This window comes from Haemophilus sp. THUN1691, assembly GCF_059704425.1.
Genome location: NZ_AP046578.1, coordinates 1,191,810 through 1,212,563, shown reverse-complemented (window position 1 = coordinate 1,212,563; position 20,754 = coordinate 1,191,810). Strand labels below are relative to the sequence as shown.

The following is a 20,754-nucleotide window of genomic DNA, read 5'->3' as shown; positions in this document are numbered from 1 at the left end:
AAGATGTTATGAATAGATATAGCAATTTTTAATTGATTGTTTTTTGTATGTTTAATAATAAAAAAATCAGCGCCTTAAAGGGTTAAGACGCTGATTAATAAGATATTAGGTGTTAACGCTATTAGTTATAGCACGGAAACATTTAAGTTTGAGCCACCACCCACAATACGAACTCGGCGACCAGCTACAAAACTGCTGTCAGCCTTTTGAACAACAACGATCTCTTGACCATCATCTTTCTTAATTACAAGTTCAGCACCATTTACTTGACTCATTTTTTCTTCGATTTTGCTTCCAGCTACTGCACCGCCAATCGCGCCAACTACTGCTGCAATAGCTTGACCACGACCACCGCCAATTGCACTACCAGCAATACCACCTAAAGCACCACCACCAAGCGTACCAACTACACCTTGATTATCAGCTTGGATTTTAACAGGACGCACAGAAACAATCGTACCATAAGTAATTGAACGAGCTTCTTTAGCTTGAGATGCGCTATAAACATCACCACTGAAAATATCAGTATTTGCACAACCAGTTACACTAAAAGCAAGTAACAGTGCTAATGCCATATTTGTTTTTTTCATATAATATTCTCTATATTAGAAAGGAATTAAAGTGGGTTTCTTGGAGAAAAAGTTGAAATGTTTTTAGTATTACCATTGTCAGATACTAAAACACAAGCACCAACAACTAAAGTTGAATCGTACTTGTGACTAAGCTCAACTTGCTCGCCATCCTGTTGACGACCAGAACAATCATTTTTACGGATGGTTAATTTAAGATTTTCACCTTCCATTTGGCTAAAAACGATTTGGCCTTTATAAGCATTTTCATCTTTTTGGAAAGAAGAACAAGCGCTTAAACCTACAGCCGCTAAAACCGTTAATGCAAGAGATAATTTTTTCATTTTGCTAAACCTCGAGTATTTTCTTTATAGAATAAGGATGAACCTTAATACAAGTATGATTTGATGTCTTATCAACAAAACTTACTGCAATAGATGGATTAGGCAATCTCTCGCCATCCACTTTAGGCTCACTCACTTTAATAGTTAATTGAGTTAATTCGCTCCATAAAAAACGCATATTAATACGCTGTACCCATTCATTTATCGATTCATTCGGTAAAAATGGCACTACAACCTCAATATGCTCCCAACCTTCTATGGGATACTCCTTATTTTTAGGGAACGGAAGTTCAATAACATCAACGAACTGATTAGCAAATGTCACTGCTTTTTCTAACTGAATTAGATAAATCTTGCGCCCGTTGACAACGTTATCGGATAAAATTCTACCGTATTTCAATAAAAGTGTCAGCCAGTCTTTTGCATTTTGTTCATTATTTACACGCACAGCAAGGTGATCAATTTCATAATTTGAAAAATCAATTAACATTATTTGAGCTAATTGTTGAATTTTTTTTTCAAATTCCGCCAAATCAGAAAAAAGTGCGGGTGATTTTTCCTGTAAATTTGTCATTTTGTCCCTTTGAGAAACTCATAAAGAACGGTATCATAGCCGATTATTTTCATTATTCAATTTGAACATAGGAAAAAACGTGAATATTCAATCTATTTTATCCGACAAAATCAAACAAGCTATGATTCTTGCTGGAGCAGATCAATCTTGCGATGCGCTTGTTCGTCAATCAGGAAAACCACAATTTGGCGATTATCAAGCCAATGGCATTATGGCTGCGGCAAAAAAATTAGGTTTAAATCCACGAGAATTTGCTCAAAAAGTTTTAGATAATGCTCAACTATCTGATATTGCAGAAAAATTAGAAATCGCAGGACCAGGCTTTATTAATATTTTCTTAAATCCAACTTGGCTAACAACAGAGGTTTCAACTGCGCTGTCCCAAAAGAATTTAGGTATTCAAGCTACGGATAAGCAAACTGTCGTGATTGATTATTCATCTCCAAACGTAGCAAAAGAAATGCATGTAGGTCACTTACGTTCTACGATCATCGGCGATGCTGTTGTGAGAACCCTAGAATTTTTAGGTCACAATGTCATTCGTGCAAACCATGTTGGTGACTGGGGAACGCAATTCGGTATGCTTATTGCTTATCTTGAAAAAATGCAAAACGAGCATGCGAGTGAAATGGAATTGCAAGATCTTGAAGCCTTTTATCGCGAAGCCAAAAAACACTACGATGAAGATGAAATATTCGCAGAAAAAGCGCGTAATTATGTTGTGAAATTACAAGGTGGTGATGAATATTGTCGAGCGATGTGGAAACGTTTAGTTAACATCACGATGCAACAAAATCAGCACAACTATGATCGCTTGAATGTGACTTTAACCGAAAAAGATGTTATGGGTGAAAGTCTTTATAATCCTATGTTACCAAGCATCGTAAAAGATCTTAAAAAACAAGGTTTAGCTGTAGAAGATGATGGTGCATTGGTTGTTTATTTGGATGAGTTCAAAAATAAAGAAGGCGATCCAATGGGCGTGATCATTCAGAAAAAAGACGGTGGTTTCCTTTACACTACAACCGATATTGCTGCAGCAAAATATCGTTATGAAACATTAAAAGCTGATCGCGCACTTGTTTTTTCAGATACTCGTCAAAGCCAACATATGCAACAAGCTTGGTTAATTACTCGTAAAGCAGGTTATGTACCAGACAGTTTTTCTTTAGAGCATAAAAACTTTGGAATGATGCTTGGTAAAGATGGCAAGCCATTTAAAACCCGTACTGGTGGCACGGTGAAATTAGCCGATCTATTAGATGAAGCGATTGAGCGCGCCACTGTATTAATTAATGAAAAAAATACAAATTTATCTAATGATGAAAAAGAAGCTGTGATTGAGGCTGTCGGTATTGGTGCGGTGAAATATGCGGATCTCTCCAAAAACCGTACTACTGATTACGTTTTTGATTGGGATAATATGTTAAGCTTTGAAGGTAACACTGCACCTTATATGCAATATGCCTATACTCGAATTCGTTCGATCTTTAATAAAACAGATATAAATTCGACCGCACTTTTAGCTGCACCTTTAACGCTTGAAGATGATAAAGAAAGAGCGCTTGCAATTAAACTTTTACAATTTGAAGAAGCAGTGCAAACAGTCGGAAAAGAAGGCACACCACACGTGCTTTGTGCTTATTTATACGAACTAGCAGGCATATTCTCGTCATTCTACGAGCATTGCCCAATTTTAAATGCTGAAGATGAGGCCGTAAAATTAAGCCGTTTAAAATTGGCATTATTAACAGAAAAAACCTTAAAACAAGGTTTAGAGTTACTCGGTATTAAAACCGTAGAAAAAATGTAATTTAGATAATTAAAATCCCTTTCTTACGAAAGGGATTTTTTATACTTATTTACAGAATAAAAAAAGTGCCCCAATGGGGCACTACTCGGAAAGCAAAATAGATGTCGGCTATTTAAGATAGCACTTGTTTTTAGTGGTTTCAGAATAAAGAAATCCGATCAGTTATGCAAATACATATTTTTAGATTTGTGAACTTGGTCACAAGTTTTTTATAAAAAAACTAAAAACAAATATATTTCTAATAAAGTGCGGTAAAATTCTATTACAATATTTCCGCACTTTACGCCCCTACTTTAGAGAATATTCTTTTCTCCACGAGACACACTAATCAATCCAGAACGAACAATTTCCAACAATGTGGTTTCTTCTTTCAATGCAGAAATAAATGCATCAATTTTATCTTTCGTGCCACTTAATTGAATTGTGTAAGATTTTGGTGTGACATCTACAATTTGTCCACGGAAAATATCGGCTAAACGTTTAATCTCATCACGAGATGAACCTACTGCCCTTACCTTCGCTAAAACAATTTCTCGAACTATATGCTCTTGCTCACTCAAATTAATCACTTTAAACACATCCACTAATTTATGGAGTTGTTTCTCAATTTGTTCCAATACTTGAGCATCGCCCACTGCTTCAATAGTCATTCGAGAAAGTGTTGGATCATCCGTTGGCGCCACCGTCAAACTTTCAATATTAAAGGCACGTTGGGAGAATAAACCAACAACACGCGATAAAGCACCAGACTCATTTTCGAGTAAAACAGATAAAATTCTACGCATTAGTTTGTCTCCTCTTGAGGTTTACTTAAAATCATTTCATTCATTGCGCCACCACGAATTTGCATTGGATACACATGCTCAGATTCATCTACATTAATATCCACAAATACTAATTTATTTTTAATACTGAATGCTTCTTTCAATTTACTTTCAAGTTCATCGGGTGTAGCAATTTTTATACCGACATGCCCATAAGATTCAGCCAATTTCACAAAATCAGGCAAGGAATTCATATAGGTTTGCGAATGGCGACCAGAATAAATCAAGTCTTGCCATTGTTTTACCATTCCCAAGAAATGATTGTTCAAACAAATAATGACAACAGGGATGCCATACTGCGTTGCGGTAGAAAGTTCTTGAATATTCATTTGAATACTTCCATCACCAGTAACACAAACAACTGTTCCTTCCGGATGAGCCAATTTCACGCCTAATGCAGCGGGTAAACCAAATCCCATGGTGCCCGCGCCACCAGAGTTAATCCAATGACGAGGCTCATCAAACGGATAATGTAACGCAGCAAACATTTGATGTTGCCCTACATCAGAAGCCACATACGCCTGTCCTTTAGTAAGACGATATACCGCTTCCATGACTTGTTGCGGTTTAATCACGCCAGAAGTGCGGTCAAATTCCAAACATTTTTTTGCTTTCCATTGGTTGATTTCTTGCCACCAACTTTCAAGATCTGTTTGAGATTTCAATCCCTCTTCATTCAATAAACTCAAAAATTCTTCCAAGATATTTTTCGCATTTCCGACAATTGGAATTGCTGCTGGGACATTTTTAGAAATCGAGGTTGGATCAATATCAATATGAATTACTTTTGCATTTGGGCAATATTTTTCTAAATTATTTGTTGTGCGATCATCAAAACGAACGCCAATTCCCAAAATAAGATCACTTTCGTGCATTGCCGTATTAGCTTCGAAAGTACCGTGCATCCCTAACATACCTAGGAATTGTTTATCCGTACTTGGATAAGCGCCTAATCCCATCAATGATGAGGTAACCGGTAAATTTAGCCGTTGTGCAAACTGAATTAACTGCGTACTACATTCAGCAGCAATTGCGCCGCCACCGACGAAAAGTATTGGTTTCTTCGCTACTAAAAGTGCTTTTAATGCTTTTTTAATTTGGCCTTTGTGCCCATTTACTGTTGGATTATAAGAGCGTAACTCTACAGATTCAGGGTATTCATAAGGATATTTAAAATTCGGATTTACAGTATCTTTGGGAATATCCACCACAACAGGCCCAGGACGACCAGTTGAGGCAATATAAAAAGCTTTCTTCAAAATAGATGGAATATCTTCCGCTTTTTTGACAATAAAGCTATGCTTCACAACAGGACGAGAAATCCCCACCATATCACATTCTTGGAATGCATCTCGACCAATTAAATTACTCATGACCTGACCAGAAATAATGACCATAGGAACGGAATCTGTATAAGCCGTTAAAATGCCAGTGATTGCGTTTGTTGCTCCTGGCCCCGAAGTCACTAACACACATCCAACTTTACCTGTAGAACGTGCATAGCCATCCGCCATGTGTACAGCCGCTTGTTCATGACGAACTAAAATATGTTCAATACCACCTAGTGTATGGATCGCATCATAAATATCTAATACTGCCCCACCAGGATAACCAAATAAATACTCTACGCCTTCATCGCGTAAAGATTGAACGACCATCTCTGCGCCAGATAACTTCTTCATCTTTTACTCCTAAAACGAACCGCACTTTCAAAAGTGCCCATGCTTTGTATCAATGATTTACATCATACTAAGCAAAAAATTTTTGTCTAGTCTACATTACGGCTAAAAACACCTACAAAACAGAATAAAAAACTAAAAATTTATACAAGATCAGATTTTTATAAAAAAATACTACTTTTAAATAAAAAAAATGCGACCTTATGTCGCATTTTATAAATTTATCAAAATTTTATATTTTATTTAAATTTTTGAGCAAGATCACATTTTTAACGTTTTTTCACTACAAATACGATTAAAAATAATGAAACCGCCGTCGCTGCAAAACCAGCTAAACCTGAATAAGTGAATCCAACTACGATGTAACCGATAGCCGTTGCAGTTGCAACTGTGGCAGCATAAGGAAGCTGAGTAGTCACATGATCCATATGGTTACATTTTGCACCAGTTGAAGATAAAATCGTTGTATCCGATACTGGAGAACAATGGTCACCACATACAGCCCCCGCCATTACTGCTGATAAACAAGGGAGTAATAATTCTGGCGCCGCATTTGCAGCCATGGCCGCTGCAATTGGTAACATAATACCGAATGTCCCCCAGCTAGTACCAGTTGAGAATGCCATTGCAGAACCAAGAATAAATAAAATTACTGGTAAGAATTGCATTGGGATATTACCAGAAACAAGAGAAGATAAATATTTACCAGTTTGCATATCCCCAACGACTTTATTAATTGTCCACGCAAAGAATAAAATCGCAATGGCACCCGCCATTGATTTAATACCTGCAATCCAAGAGCGTGCATATTCTGGAACACTCACTTGACGATCAATAATAATTAATAAAGTAGAAACTAGAATTGAGCAAGTACCACCCACAACTAAAGAAGTTCCAACAACAGTATTTTCAAACGCACCTAAAATACTAAATTCTTTACCATCCGCTGCTAATGCTGATGCACCAGTGTAAATCATCATTGTAACCGTTGAAAAAATTAAAACTAAGATAGGTAATACGAGATTACGTACGTGACCTTTTGCACCCGTTTCTTCTTCTAATTCATCTTCAGAATTTTCCAAAGCTAATTGTTCATGGCGTGCCATTGAAGCAATATCGAAAGAAAAATATGCTACAAAGAACACCATGATAATTGAGAAAATTGCATAGAAGTTCATTGAGCTCATTGCCACGAATGCACCAATTGGTGTGTATTCAGTGATCGAATAAGTCGCTAATAAACCGCCTACTAAGGTAATAATGTATGCGCCCCAACTTGAAACTGGCATCATTACACACATCGGTGCTGCCGTTGAATCCAAAATATAAGCAAGTTTCGCACGAGAAACTTTAAAACGGTCTGTCACTGGACGAGCAATTGCGCCTACAGCAAGACTGTGGAAATAATCGTCAATAAAAGTAACAAAAACTAATGATGCAGCTAATAATTTAGCACCACGACGACCTTTAATACGGTTTTGAGCCCATTCAGCAAATGCACGATTACTACCTGATACAGTTAAAAGTGCGGTTAAAACACCAAGCAATAATAAGAACAAGACAATGTTCATATTAGAGTTAATTGCGCCATCAGCATAAACAAGTGAAATCACGTTGCTTGATAGATAACTGAAAGATGAGCCAATATTCCAGCCACCTAACATTAACGCACCAACAATAATCCCTGCACTGAGAGACACCAATACACGACGAGTTGCAATGGCCAAGACAATCGCCAATAAAGCTGGAATGATTGACCAAACTGAGGATGAAAAATCGATAAGTTCCATTAAGAGATACCTACAATTAATGGAGAGAACGGAAAGCAAAGGACAGAATAAGACCAGAACAACCGTAGCGCTCCATAGTTAATCAAAAAACTATGACAGTGTCGCCCCTTTCAAGTACGCCACCAACCAAACAAAACGACTTTTGTTTGATTTCGGCAATCATTCCTTTCTTTTTTCTTCATCGTTATCCACTCTGAAAAAATACTTATAATGATTGCACCTCTACTTTTGTAGTGATTCAAGAGATTACCGTAAAAAAATCCAAATGCCAACAAGTTTTATAAAAAATTTTATTAGATTGAATTAAAAATATAAAAAATAAACAAAAAGAAATTTAAAGATATATACCTGCTCCGACCATTTATTTAAAATAGATATTTACAATAAATATTATTTTCCCTATTATTAAATAAGTTTTTCCACATACAAGATTATTTTATCGAGGTTTATTATGAGCGAATTAGCAAAAGGTTTGACAAATCTTCGTAGTTTACGTGCGGCAGTGCGCGAATTAACTTTAGAACAAGCGGAAAGTGCTCTTGAAAAATTACAAACTGCTGTTGAAGAGAAACGTGCTAATGAAGCAGAATTAATTAAAGCAGAAACAGAGCGAAAAGAACGCTTAGCTAAATATAAAGAATTAATGGAAAAAGAAGGTATTACACCTGAAGAATTACAAGAGATCTTTGGTACAGCAGCAACATCTGCTAGAGCAAAACGTCCACCTCGCCCAGCAAAATATGCATTTATTGATGAAAATGGCGAGCGTAAAACATGGACTGGCCAAGGTCGCACACCACGCCCAATTCAAAATGCATTGAATTCTGGTAAATCATTATCTGATTTCGAAATTTAATTTTTCTATTTGAAATAGAACCCATTTTTATGGGTTCTATTTTTTTATCTAAACGTAGCACACAACATTATGATCGAAAAAAAAATATTACTCACCGATTGTCCCGATGATAAAGGCCTAATAGCTAAAATAACCAACATTTGTTACAAACATCAACTAAACATTCTGCATAATAATGAATTTGTAGATTTTGAAACCAAGCATTTCTTTATGCGTACAGAATTGGAAGGTATTTTTAACGAAGCTACTTTATTAGAAGATCTAAAATATAGCTTACCCGAAGGAACGCATTGTCGATTAATTGGTACACAACGTAAACAAATTGTTATTTTAGTCACAAAAGAAGCTCACTGCCTCGGCGATATTTTAATGAAAAATTATTATGGTGCGCTTGATGTAGAAATTGCAGCAGTGATCGGCAACCATGATAATTTACGCGAACTCGTTGAGCGCTTCAATATTCCATTTCATTTAGTTAGCCATGAAGGCTTAACTCGTATTGAGCACGATAAATTATTAGCTGAAAAAATTGATGAATACACGCCAGATTATATTGTTCTCGCTAAATATATGCGTGTGTTAAATCCTGAATTTGTCGCTCGTTATCCAAATCGAGTGATTAATATCCACCATTCATTCTTACCTGCTTTTATTGGTGCCAAGCCTTATCAACAAGCCTATGAACGAGGCGTAAAAATTATCGGCGCAACAGCACATTTCATTAATAATGAATTGGATCAAGGTCCGATCATTATGCAAAATGTCATTAATGTTGATCATACTTATAATGCTGAAGCGATGATGCGTGCTGGTCGTGATGTGGAAAAAACAGTGTTAAGTCGCGCCCTTGATCTTGCTTTACACGATAGAATTTTTGTTTATAAAAATAAAACGGTGGTGTTGTAGTGGAAAAAATCACCCTTGCGCCAATAAGTGCGGTTGAAGGAACAATTAATTTACCAGGTTCTAAAAGTTTATCGAATCGCGCATTACTTTTAGCAGCCTTAGCTAAAGGCACAACAAAAGTAACCAATTTATTAGATAGTGATGATATTCGACATATGCTTAACGCTCTCAAAGCGTTAGGTGTACGCTACCAACTTTCTGATGACAAAACTATTTGTGAAATAGAAGGATTGGGCGGAGCATTCAATATACAGAACAATCTTTCTCTCTTTCTTGGCAATGCGGGTACGGCAATGCGTCCATTAACCGCAGCACTTTGCTTAAAAGGAAACCACGAAGTCGAAATCATCTTAACGGGTGAACCTCGTATGAAAGAACGGCCGATTCTCCATTTAGTCGATGCTTTACGCCAAGCGGGCGCAGATATTCGCTATTTAGAAAATGAAGGTTATCCTCCAGTCGCAATTCTTAACAAAGGGATAAAAGGTGGAAATGTCAAAATTGATGGCTCTATTTCATCCCAATTTTTGACCGCACTTTTAATGTCTGCGCCACTTGCAGAAAATGACACAGAAATCGAAATTATCGGTGAACTAGTCTCTAAACCCTATATTGACATCACCCTTGCGATGATGCGAGATTTTGGTGTTGATGTTGAAAACCATCACTACCAAAAATTTCAAGTTAAGGGAAATCAATCCTACATTTCACCTGGAAAATATTTGGTAGAAGGCGATGCCTCATCGGCATCTTACTTTCTCGCAGCTGGTGCCATTAAAGGAAAAGTAAAAGTAACGGGAATTGGCAAAAACTCTATTCAGGGCGATCGTTTATTTGCTGATGTATTAGAAAGAATGGAGGCAAAAATTACTTGGGGAGAGGATTTTATTCAAGCCGAACGTGCTGAATTACATGGCATTGATATGGATATGAACCACATTCCAGATGCCGCAATGACGATTGCGACCACTGCTCTTTTTGCTAAAGGAGAAACCATCATTCGAAATATTTATAACTGGCGCGTGAAAGAAACAGATCGTTTAACAGCAATGGCAACCGAATTACGTAAAGTCGGTGCAGAAGTCGAAGAAGGTGAAGATTTTATTCGTATTCAACCACTTACGCTCAATCAGTTTAAACATGCAGATATTGAGACTTATAACGATCACCGCATGGCAATGTGTTTTTCTCTAATCGCACTGTCCAATACACCAGTGACAATTTTAGATCCCAAATGTACTGCCAAAACCTTTCCAACATTCTTTAGTGAATTTGAGAAAATTTGCTTAAGAGATTAAATTAAAAAAGTGCGGTAAATTTCAAAACAGTTTTCAAAATCAACCGCACTTTCATTCCATTCTAAAAAATCCTAAATAAAGATTATTTATACCGTCTTTTCACCGCACTTTTATCTTGCTCACGTAATCGTTCTAGTTTTTCCTTAATCTGAATTTCCATACCTCTATTCGTCGGAAAATAATATTGGGTGTCTTTTAATTCAGGCGGGAAATAATTTTCACCTGCCGCATAAGCGTTAGGTTCATCATGAGCATAACGATATTCAGCACCATAGCCAAGCTCTTTCATTAAATTAGTCGGCGCATTGCGTAAATGTGGTGGAACATCGTAATCCGGCAAATCTTTCGCTTGCTGTTTCGCAGTGTTAAATGCGGTATAAACTGCATTACTTTTTGGCGCTACCGCAAGATATATAATGGCTTGGGCAATGGCTCGCTCCCCTTCATAAGCCCCGACTCGAGTAAAGCAATCCCAAGCAGCCAATGCGACTTGTATAGCGCGAGGATCTGCATTTCCCACATCTTCTGAAGCAATGGCAAGTAATCGTCGCGCAACATATAAAGGATCACCGCCTGCCGTTAAAATTCGTGCATACCAATACAATGCCGCATCTGGTGCAGAACCGCGAACAGATTTATGTAGCGCAGAAATTAAATCATAGAAACGATCACCTTGTTTATCAAATCTCGCTTGACGTTCGCCTAAGACTTCTTTTAATAAAGTGCGGTCAATTTTCTTTCCATTTTCGGTTTCATCTGCCATATCCACCATTAATTCGAGGCAATTCAAGGCTAATCGCGCATCCCCATTAACATATTCGGCAAGCACTTGCAGCAAATTCTCTTCTAAAATTAACCGCTCTTTACCCAATCCACGTTCAGGATCTTCTACGGCTTGCTGCAAAACTTGTTCAATTTCAGCCGTTGTGAGTGATTTCAGCACATACACTCGGGCACGAGAAAGCAACGCATTATTTAGCTCAAAAGATGGATTTTCTGTTGTCGCTCCAATGAAAATAACGGTTCCGTCTTCAATGTGCGGTAAAAATGCATCTTGCTGACTTTTATTAAAACGATGGACTTCATCCACAAATAAGATAGTTTTACGATCTGCAAGACGATTTTGTTTTGCTCGCTCAATCGCTTCTCGAATTTCTTTGATCCCACTCGTCACAGCAGAAATTCGCTCAACTTCTGCATTAATACGTTGCGCAATAATTTCTGCAAGCGTTGTTTTTCCTGTACCTGGTGGCCCCCAGAAAATCATAGAATGAATATGTCCAGCTTGAATAGCTTTACGCAGTGGCTTACCCTCACCAATAAGATGAGTTTGCCCAAAATACTGCTTTAGACTCGTTGGACGCATCTTGGCTGCCAGTGGACGAAAATCATTTTCGGCAAAATCAAAATTGAGGTTCGACATATTTATTTCTCACAAAATTGAAGGGCGCATTTCTACGCCCTTATTTAAAATAATCATTTGTTATTTTTTACGTTGGTCATCCACTTCAACGCCTTTTTCTAGCTTGAATTGGAACAAGCTATCAGACAAGGTTTGATTCGTAATATTACGTAAAACATAAAGATTAGTTTGCCCATCTTTCTCTGTCGTACTGAAATTTCTTAATACGCCATTGGTATCAACGCGAATATCAAATTGTTTGATATTACTTTTTGAAGATTTGGGTTTCAATACGAAAGTATCCACTTGTTGCATGACCGAATATTGATCCCAATGGCTTTTATCGTTACTTGTGAGCAAGACGAAAGGTGTATTATTTACCGCATCTTTCACCCATTGTGCTGTTACTTGTTGCACAAATGGATCGTAGAACCATAAGGTTTTACCATCAGAAATAATCTGGGTTTCTTGAGGAGTTTTAGTATCCATACGGAATAAATTTGGACGTTTAATTTGAAGTTTGCCACTTCCCTGTTGAACATTTTTGCCACTTCCAGATGTCACTGTTTGCACAAATTCAGCGCTTAACACATCGACTTTGGCTAAACGCATTTGCAATTCACCTGCCGCATCAGCCAATGCCAAATTACTCAAGCCAAGTAAGGCAAGTGCGGCAAATTTTAACGTTATTTTTTTCATTTTACTTTCCTTTTAAATTAGTATTCCGGACGACGCGACAAAATCTCACGCTTACCATTTTGCATTGGACTTACAATCCCTTGTTCTTCCATTTGATCCATAATACGAGCAGCTCGGTTAAAACCTACGCTGAATTTACGTTGAATAGAAGATACTGAGGTTGTACCGGTATTAATAACAAAATCCATTACTTCATCAAAGAGTGGATCTAGTTCTCCACTGCTTGATATTCCTTTTTCTGAACTTTCCTCATCGTCTGCACTTTCTAAAATTCCATCAATATAATCCGGTTTACCACGTGCGCGCCAATCATCCGCAATACGAATAACTTCATCATCACTCATAAAGGCACCATGAACACGCACCAAATCCGATGAGCCTTGCCCCGAATAAAGCATATCACCACGACCTAAAAGCGCCTCTGCCCCACCTTGATCAAGAATAGTGCGTGAGTCAATTTTACTTGCAACCGTAAAGGCAATCCGACTTGGGATATTCGCTTTAATTAAACCTGTAATCACATCTACAGAAGGACGTTGTGTGGCTAGAATTAAATGGATACCGATAGCTCGCGCTTTTTGTGCTAAACGAGCAATGAGTTCTTCAATTTGCTTACCCGCTACCATCATTAAATCAGCAAACTCATCGACAATAACCACAATATAACTCAATTTTTTCAATGCCGGTGGCATTGCATCCATTGTATCGCCAGGTCGCCAAATTGGATTTGGCACTGGCATTCCCATTGCTTCGTATTCATCGATTTTTTCGTTAAAGCCTTCAATATTGCGTACACGTAGCGCAGAAAGCAACTGGTAACGGCGTTCCATTTCATCTACACACCAACGCAACGCATTAGCGGCTTTTTTCATATCTGTTACAACTGGAGTCAACAAGTGCGGAATATCATTATAAACTGAAAGTTCAACGACTTTAGGATCGATCATGATGAATTTCACATCTTCTGGTTGAACACGATAAAGTAAACTTAAGATCATCGTATTCACGCCAACAGACTTACCCGATCCCGTTGAGCCTGCTACCAACAAATGTGGCATTTTCGCTAAATCAACAATCACTGCCTTTCCGCTAATATCTTTACCTAAAGCCATTGGCAAAGTAGCATGAGTATCACGGAATTCGCTGCTATCTAACACATCACGTAATGGCACCATTTGACGATGAAGATTAGGTGTTTCAATACCAATATAAGGCTTGCCAGGAATAGCCTCTGCCACACGAATTGAACGGAACATTAATGCACGCGCCAAATCAGTATCAATACTCGTTACTTTTGACGCTTTCACCCCAGGTTGTAATTCTAATTCATAGCGAGTAACAACAGGGCCAACAAGCACATCTTTTACAGTCGCTTTCACATTAAAATTACGTAATTGTTGTTCAATACGTTGAGACGTTTCAAAAACTTCTTCTTGCGTAATATTTTGTTCCACTGCAGGATGTTTTGATAATAACTCTAAACTTGGCAACGGCGTACTAGGCTTTTCACGTTTAGTTGTTTGTTGTTGGAATGCAGGATGAATCAAGCTGCCACTATAACCTTTATAATTAGGTGATTCCTCTTGATTTTTGTCTAATTGAACATCCCTTATATCATCCTGTAAGGATACGTTAAATTTTAGTTCATCATCACCCAAACGGACTTTTTCATCAGCTTGAACATCAAAATTATTATCCGCCATTTCAGTATTCAAAGATTCATGACTGGGTCTTAATGAAACTGTTGGCATTTCATCATTTGTAAGCAAGGAAACCTTAGTAAAATCATCCGCACTTTGATTCATTGATACATCATCCTGAACAGCAGGCTTTATCGGTTTATTCCACACTGGCACAAAATCATTTTTACTTACTGTTTGTCCATGTGCGTCGCTCGATAAATTCACACTAGGCAAGCTTTCCGATTCAAACTCAAGAGAAAACTGAGGTTTTACACTCTCTTCAGGAGAAACTTCATATTCTGATTTAATAGAAACCTCTGGATTTAAACCATGAATATTAATTAAATGCGAAGGATGCTCAACAGAGTTGTCTTCAGGCTCTAAAGACGATTTTTGAGTTTCAATCTCACTATTTTGTTCTACATTAAGATTATTTTGATCTAGATTTTCTGTTTCTGAACTATCTGATTTTACAATCACGATTTGCTCTAATTCTCCCGTTGATTTTTCTTGCTCAACACGTTCTTCCTGCTCATTTTTCATTGTCAACCAATGATAAAAGGCTACAATCAATCGAATCAATGAGGCTCCAGAGCAAAAAATAAAACCGATTAAAGCAAATGTGAAACCAATTAAAACCGATCCGAATTTACCTAATGCTGGATAAAGCCAATTTACAACAAGTGAACCGCCCACAACTCCCCCACTTAAATAAAAGGCATTGCTTTGCAAAAGCAACATACTCATCACACAAAGCCCAATAATCAACATGGTAAAGCCAAAACCACGTAAAATAATTCGAGTACAGGAAAGGTTTTTAACTGCTTTTGTTTTCAATAAATAGACAGGTACAAAAAAAGCGGTAAAAGGAATTACGTGGGCAACATAACCTAAGAAAACAAAAGAAAGATCAATAATCCACGCACCAAATGCGCCGACTTTATTAATTGTTTCACCATGCGAACCAGCCGTTGCCCAAGAATTATCAAGCGGAGTATAACTTGACCAAGCAACAATTAAATAAAGCCCGAAAAGTGCGGTCAATCCAAGCAAAAGTTCAGCTAAATACTGTCTGGGCGTAAATCGTTCTGTTATTTGTTTAATCATATTATTTCAATACAAGGAAATTAGTTTGTTTTACTTCTTCCATCACAACATAAGTGCGAGTGTCATTTACACCAGGTAAACGCAATAATGTCGTCCCCAGCAATTTTCGGTATTCAGCCATGTCAGCAACACGAGTTTTTAATAAATAGTCAAAATCGCCCGATACCAAATGGCATTCTTGAATTTCTTCCAACTCTTGAATCGCAGCATTAAATTCCTCAAATACATCAGGTTTTCCACGAACTAACGTAATTTCCACGATCACAAGCAAAGGTGCTTCCAATAATTCAGGATTCAACAACGCGCGATATCCCATAATTACGCCTTGTTTTTCTAAACGTTTAACACGTTCTAAACAAGGCGTGGGTGAAAGTCCTACTTTTTTCGACAAATCAATATTAGAAATTTTACCGTTGCGTTGTAATTCATTAAGAATTTTTATATCAATCGCATCCAGCGCTTTATTCAGTTTTTTTTCCATTTTCTTATTTTTCTTTGAATAAAAAGTATGTTTATTTTAACAAATTTTGCTAATGTTTTCAGTACAACAGAATTAGATAATTTATTTCCATTGAAGCTATTAATTATCTCTAATGGAATTATTTAGAAATTATCCAACACGGCTAACGCATCGGAAAGTTTCTTCACCGTAAAAACTTGCATATTTTCAACCGCACTTTTCGGCTTGTTACCAAAAGGAACAATCGCACGTTTAAAGCCATGCTTTGCCGCTTCACTAATACGCTCTTGCCCACTTGGCACAGGACGAATTTCTCCAGCTAATCCCACCTCACCAAAAATCACTAAATCTTGTGGCAAAGGGCGATTACGGAAACTAGAAATTAATGCAAGCAACAAAGCCAAATCCGCACTTGTTTCACTCACTTTTACACCACCAACGACATTTACAAAGACATCTTGATCAGCCATTTGTAAGCCACCATGTCGATGTAACACTGCCAGTAATAGTGCTAAGCGATTTTGCTCTAATCCCACCGCAACACGACGAGGATTCGCTAACATTGAATGATCCACTAGAGCCTGAATTTCAACTAAAAGAGGGCGTGTTCCTTCCCAAAGAACCATAACTGAACTGCCCGATGTAATTTCATCCCCACGACTTAAAAAGATCGCCGATGGATTTTTTACTTCTCGCAAGCCTTGCTCGGTCATACCAAATACGCCTAATTCATTCACCGCACCAAAACGGTTTTTATGGCTACGCAAAGTACGATAGCGAGAATCGGCTTCGCCTTCTAATAGTAATGAACAGTCAATCGCATGCTCTAACACTTTCGGCCCAGCAAGGGTACCGTCTTTCGTTACATGCCCCACCATAATAATGGCAACTTGTCGGGTTTTCGCATAACGAGTGAGAAAAGAAGCGCATTCACGCACTTGCGCTACACTTCCTGGTGATGATTGAATATCTGCCAAATGCATTACTTGGATCGAATCCACCACTATAATTTGCGGTTTTAATTGATCCGCTAAATTACAAATCTGTTCCACAGAGGTTTCTGACAACATTTTTAATTGATCGTTTGGCAATCCCAATCGACTTGCACGCATCGCAACCTGTTGTAACGATTCCTCGCCCGTTACATAAAGTGCGGTCATGTTTTTCGCTAAACCGCACATGACTTGTAATAACAAGGTACTTTTCCCTGCACCAGGATGTCCACCAATTAAAATCGCACTACCCGGCACAATCCCGCCGCCCAGTACGCGATCTAACTCATTAAAGCCACTGGAAAAACGAGGCGTTTCTTGCAAACTAATTTCAGAGAGCGTTTGAATTTTTGCCTGAGTTTCACCCGCATAGCCACTAAAACGATCGTTTTTTGATTTTGCTGTGGAAATTAACCGCACTTCCGTGATTGTATTCCACGCTTTACAAGCCGAACATTGCCCTTGCCAACGAGAAAACTCCGCACCACAATCGTTACATACATAAGCTGTTTTCGGGGCTTTAGCCATTTTTTATCCTTCTCATCCTTTAACCGAGTATTCATATACCTACGGCTAAATATCATTATATTATTCAGTGCAAGCTTACATAATGCCTAGAAGTATAGCTTACCTATTTGCACTGTTGATTCGCATTATGCCGAGAATCTCATTAATTTGATCATTCGCTCAAAATAAACTCGACTTTTCAAAAGTGCGGTCAATTTTGCAATAGTTTTTTCATTGTCTTTCGTTTCACTATGAAAACGAATTAAATCACGGATTTCAGCAAAGATTGTTTGATTGCTTTCTAACAAAGCTGGTAATAGCGTTTCTTTTTGTTTCTCTATTGCCACCGCTTCTAGGATTTTTCCATTTTCATCATAATAATGATAAAGATTAAAAAATGCCCCTACTCGCTCCACTGTTTTCATAAAATCTTGGCTAAAAAGTGCGGGAGAAAAGGATAAGGTTTCTTCCAAAAGTTTCTGTTCCATTTTAAGCACCGTATTAAATTTTGCACAAAAATCTACCGCTCTTTCTTCTCGTTCTTCTTTTAAGAAATCACGCCATTTATTTAACCAATCTGTTAAAAATTGTTTTGAACCCAGCAAATAACCCCGCTTCGCTTTACTTGCACTACTAAAATAAATATCTCTTTCGAAAGGCAAAGTTTCCACAAAATCAAAAAGATCCTGCACATTGCCAGATTTCAATTCAAACTCAATTTCACAAATAGGTTGCTCAGATTCGCCTGCAATAATTTTGCCTTGATCGAACGCCACTTCAATTTTAGATTGTTGAAATTCAACTAACCAAAAAGTGCGGTTAAAATCTGTGGAGAAAATAGGTTGTAGTGTTGAACTAGGTAATTGTTTAAAAGGATAAAGCTCTCTTAATTGGGCATTAGTTGGCGTTTCTTTTTCGGTTAATGATAAATTATATTCTGGGCGACTATGCAATCCACCAACAACTTCGCCGTTGGTTTTTAGCGTTAATGTAAGTTCCTGATCTTCTTGACGAATACGTAATCCCATCTTTTGTTTAGCAAGAAAATGATCAGGATAGTCATAATAAGTATTGCTCAAAAATAAATCTTGATGATCTAAAATCGTAAATTTTGCAAGATATTGTGGCAATTCAATACTGATTTGTGGCGAAATCGCCAATTTTAATTCAATTTCTTGTAGCATAATATTCCTTACTCAAATTAACTGTTTGAATATACAATACAATAGAAATAAATCAAGATTTTTGTGGTGTTTTACTTTACATATTAAATAGCTATAAATGAATTTTTATTTATTGTGAAGTATTTTCCTATAATTAAAATATAGGAAATTATAAATGAAAGGTTATTCAAAAATTATGTGACAAATTTTCATTATATGAAATTGAATAAATTGTAAATCAAATGTTTAGATTTATAACTGAAAGATTTCATTTTAGCGGAGAATATGATTCGAACTGTTCTCAAATCTATATTAAAAAGATTTGGATAATATATGGAAAATACTAACCAAGAAAAAATTAGGTGAAAAAGTCATCTTTTTCACCTATCTAACATTTTGTTAGTTTTTCTATACAAAATTTATCCCTCTTTCGGATAAAGCACTTCAGCATTAATCCAATTAACCCAAGTGTTTTCCAATAATGGAATTAAGGGGGTGCTATCTTCAACTACAGTATTTAAGGCAGATAATACCTCTTCTAAAGACGAAGGTTGTTCTTGTATATAACTTAATAGCCAAAAGTCAAGTTCAGATAAGCGTTGTTGCAGAATATTAAAATCGCTATCCCGCCATATAACAGCTTGCATAGGGTTTTCATCAAATTGTTTAAAATCGCTTGATAAAAAATCGACTTCATAGCTTTTTAAATAAGCTGCATCAGATAACTGCATTACGCTATGCTTATCCCACTCAAATTTTTCAGGTACTTTTGCTAAAGAAACTTCTGCAAGTAATTGTGTATTTTCAAAATCCATCAATTCCAGTATATTGGCATCAAAACTCTCTTTTTCTTGACAAAATAAGAGAAATTCTCCAGCAATATCTTGAAAATAAGGCGAATGTGATTTTCCTGTTAATACAAACGCTTCTTTTGTCTGAGACCAACTCTCAGCAGAAACGTGTTTAGGTGCTTCAACAAAACAGCGGTCAATAAAGCCAAAGATGTTATTTCGAACTAAGCGAGCATAAACAGCGATGCGATTCGGAGCATAACCATTTAAAGGTTGAGCATGAGCCAATCGAACTGCTGTGGCAAGTGCTTTTTGTGTTTCAATAAGCGAAGGTTTAGGCTGCATGGGATATTACCTCTTTTTGAGCATATTTTTGCTGTAGTTGTGCAATATGTTCAACTTCAGCATAAAGTTCTGCAAATGGAGGGAAATTGAAATCACGCTCTAATAATGTTGGCGGAATGACGGGTAGTCGTTGATAGGCGTATTCTAATAAATCCCACACAGTACCTTTTACTGCCTCACCATGCGTATCAATTAATAACTCTGGTAAATAGCGATATGCCCCTTTTATTTTATTAAATGATTCTCCTTCTAAATCCTCCACAACTTGTGCCGCAGAATGTTCTTCATCATGTCCTGCAATATGAATGTAATTGACACGTTTCACATCTACTTGATCTAAAAAAACATAAGGATCAAGTAAACCATGATTGACGCCATTTACATAAATATTATTTACATCTAAATGAATACCACAATCCGCTTCTTGTGCAATAGCATTTAAAAATTCTACTTCATTCATTGTGCTGGTGGGAGAGTGTAAATAATAAGAGGTGTTTTCTAATGAAATTTGTAATCCTAAAAAATCTTGCACATAGCGGATTCTCTGTGCTACGTGTTTTACAGCTTCTTCTGTAAATGGCATAGGTAATAAATCATATAAATGCCCTTCACATTCACAATAACTCAAATGTTCAGAAAAAAATGTCGAATTATATTGAGTCATTAATGCTTTAGTATTTTTTAATAACTCGCGATCAAGTGGTGCTTGCCCGCCTAATGAAAGTGATAGTCCATGTACCGCAAGTGGATATCTTTCCGCTGCCTGATCAAATTTATAACGAGCAGCTCCCCCCATTTTTACCCAATTTTCTGGAGCAACTTCCATAAACTGAATCGCATTATTTGATGATAAATTCAAAAAATCATTTGCTAAATCTCGACGATACCCTAATCCTGCACCTTGTAACATAATTATTTACTCCTTTTAATACAACACTGGCGTAAATTTACAC

General features: G+C 37.1%; 18 protein-coding genes and 1 riboswitch. Of the genes, 4 read left to right on the top strand and 14 right to left on the bottom strand.

Annotated features, from left to right (window positions below):
• Positions 1-125 precede the first annotated feature (125 nt).
• Genes AC6H0J_RS05805 through AC6H0J_RS05795 form a run of 3 tightly spaced genes read right to left on the bottom strand, consistent with a single transcriptional unit; the run spans position 126 to position 1,487 of the window.
• Positions 126-590 carry an outer membrane lipoprotein gene (locus AC6H0J_RS05805; RefSeq protein ID WP_118816982.1) on the bottom strand — a complete coding sequence of 155 codons (465 nt, stop codon included), beginning with the start codon at positions 588-590 and terminating at the stop codon, positions 126-128.
• A gap of 26 nt (positions 591-616) precedes the next feature.
• Positions 617-913 carry a hypothetical protein gene (locus AC6H0J_RS05800; protein WP_118816983.1) on the bottom strand — a complete coding sequence of 99 codons (297 nt, stop codon included), beginning with the start codon at positions 911-913 and terminating at the stop codon, positions 617-619.
• 4 nt (positions 914-917) lie between these two features.
• A complete protein-coding gene (locus AC6H0J_RS05795) occupies positions 918-1,487 on the bottom strand; it encodes a VOC family protein (protein WP_005626242.1) in 570 nt (189 codons plus the stop codon).
• A gap of 79 nt (positions 1,488-1,566) precedes the next feature.
• On the opposite strand from AC6H0J_RS05795, the gene argS reads away from it, so the two are divergent.
• On the top strand, positions 1,567-3,300 hold the full coding sequence (argS, locus tag AC6H0J_RS05790; RefSeq protein ID WP_497513112.1) for an arginine--tRNA ligase: 1,734 nt from the start codon (positions 1,567-1,569) through the stop codon (positions 3,298-3,300).
• A gap of 293 nt (positions 3,301-3,593) precedes the next feature.
• Here argS and ilvN read toward each other — a convergent pair whose 3' ends face one another.
• From ilvN to AC6H0J_RS05775, 3 genes are all read right to left on the bottom strand, one after another.
• Positions 3,594-4,085 carry an acetolactate synthase small subunit gene (ilvN, locus tag AC6H0J_RS05785; protein ID WP_005626246.1) on the bottom strand — a complete coding sequence of 164 codons (492 nt, stop codon included), beginning with the start codon at positions 4,083-4,085 and terminating at the stop codon, positions 3,594-3,596.
• Positions 4,085-5,806, bottom strand: coding sequence for an acetolactate synthase 3 large subunit (locus AC6H0J_RS05780; RefSeq protein ID WP_497513109.1), 1,722 nt, complete (start codon positions 5,804-5,806; stop codon positions 4,085-4,087). The genes ilvN and AC6H0J_RS05780 overlap by 1 nt, the downstream gene beginning before the upstream one ends.
• A 266-nt stretch (positions 5,807-6,072) precedes the next feature.
• The gene (locus AC6H0J_RS05775) at positions 6,073-7,593 is read right to left on the bottom strand and encodes a Na+/H+ antiporter NhaC family protein (RefSeq protein WP_497513108.1); all 1,521 of its coding nucleotides are present in this window, start codon (positions 7,591-7,593) and stop codon (positions 6,073-6,075) included.
• Positions 7,594-7,650: 57 nt separating this feature from the next.
• Positions 7,651-7,826: riboswitch (Lysine riboswitch) on the bottom strand.
• A 218-nt stretch (positions 7,827-8,044) separates the two neighbouring features.
• On the opposite strand from AC6H0J_RS05775, the gene AC6H0J_RS05770 reads away from it, so the two are divergent.
• From AC6H0J_RS05770 to aroA, 3 genes are all read left to right on the top strand, one after another.
• Entirely contained in the window at positions 8,045-8,449 is a 405-nt protein-coding gene (locus tag AC6H0J_RS05770; RefSeq protein ID WP_005632458.1) for an H-NS histone family protein, read from the top strand.
• A gap of 69 nt (positions 8,450-8,518) precedes the next feature.
• On the top strand, positions 8,519-9,355 hold the full coding sequence (purU, locus tag AC6H0J_RS05765; protein ID WP_118816988.1) for a formyltetrahydrofolate deformylase: 837 nt from the start codon (positions 8,519-8,521) through the stop codon (positions 9,353-9,355).
• Positions 9,355-10,653: a 3-phosphoshikimate 1-carboxyvinyltransferase gene (gene aroA, locus AC6H0J_RS05760; RefSeq protein ID WP_046953471.1), complete on the top strand. Its 1,299-nt coding sequence runs from the start codon at positions 9,355-9,357 to the stop codon at positions 10,651-10,653. Before purU ends, aroA begins: the two co-directional genes overlap by 1 nt.
• An 82-nt stretch (positions 10,654-10,735) precedes the next feature.
• On the opposite strand, the gene AC6H0J_RS05755 is transcribed toward aroA, so the two are convergent.
• The 8 genes from AC6H0J_RS05755 to AC6H0J_RS05720 all read right to left on the bottom strand — a co-directional run bounded on the left by AC6H0J_RS05755 (position 10,736) and on the right by AC6H0J_RS05720 (position 20,711).
• Complete coding sequence (locus AC6H0J_RS05755; protein WP_497513105.1) at positions 10,736-12,076, bottom strand: replication-associated recombination protein A; 1,341 nt, start codon at positions 12,074-12,076, stop codon at positions 10,736-10,738.
• Between the two features lie 60 nt (positions 12,077-12,136).
• Positions 12,137-12,754 carry an outer membrane lipoprotein periplasmic chaperone LolA gene (gene lolA, locus AC6H0J_RS05750; protein WP_497513103.1) on the bottom strand — a complete coding sequence of 206 codons (618 nt, stop codon included), beginning with the start codon at positions 12,752-12,754 and terminating at the stop codon, positions 12,137-12,139.
• Positions 12,755-12,771: 17 nt separating this feature from the next.
• Positions 12,772-15,543 carry a DNA translocase FtsK gene (locus tag AC6H0J_RS05745; RefSeq protein ID WP_497513101.1) on the bottom strand — a complete coding sequence of 924 codons (2,772 nt, stop codon included), beginning with the start codon at positions 15,541-15,543 and terminating at the stop codon, positions 12,772-12,774.
• 1 nt (position 15,544) lies between these two features.
• Positions 15,545-16,024: a leucine-responsive transcriptional regulator Lrp gene (gene lrp / locus AC6H0J_RS05740; RefSeq protein WP_005633718.1), complete on the bottom strand. Its 480-nt coding sequence runs from the start codon at positions 16,022-16,024 to the stop codon at positions 15,545-15,547.
• Between the two features lie 122 nt (positions 16,025-16,146).
• Positions 16,147-17,523 (bottom strand): DNA repair protein RadA, encoded by a 1,377-nt coding sequence (gene radA, locus AC6H0J_RS05735; protein WP_005644699.1) that lies wholly within the window; start codon positions 17,521-17,523, stop codon positions 16,147-16,149.
• 125 nt (positions 17,524-17,648) lie between these two features.
• Positions 17,649-18,686 (bottom strand): CYTH domain-containing protein, encoded by a 1,038-nt coding sequence (locus AC6H0J_RS05730; protein ID WP_497513099.1) that lies wholly within the window; start codon positions 18,684-18,686, stop codon positions 17,649-17,651.
• A gap of 398 nt (positions 18,687-19,084) precedes the next feature.
• Complete coding sequence (locus AC6H0J_RS05725) at positions 19,085-19,801, bottom strand: HvfC family RiPP maturation protein (RefSeq protein ID WP_497513097.1); 717 nt, start codon at positions 19,799-19,801, stop codon at positions 19,085-19,087.
• Positions 19,791-20,711, bottom strand: a complete 921-nt coding sequence (locus AC6H0J_RS05720) for an HvfB family MNIO-type RiPP peptide maturase (protein ID WP_497513095.1) — start codon at positions 20,709-20,711, stop codon at positions 19,791-19,793. Before AC6H0J_RS05720 ends, AC6H0J_RS05725 begins: the two co-directional genes overlap by 11 nt.
• Positions 20,712-20,754 lie beyond the last annotated feature (43 nt).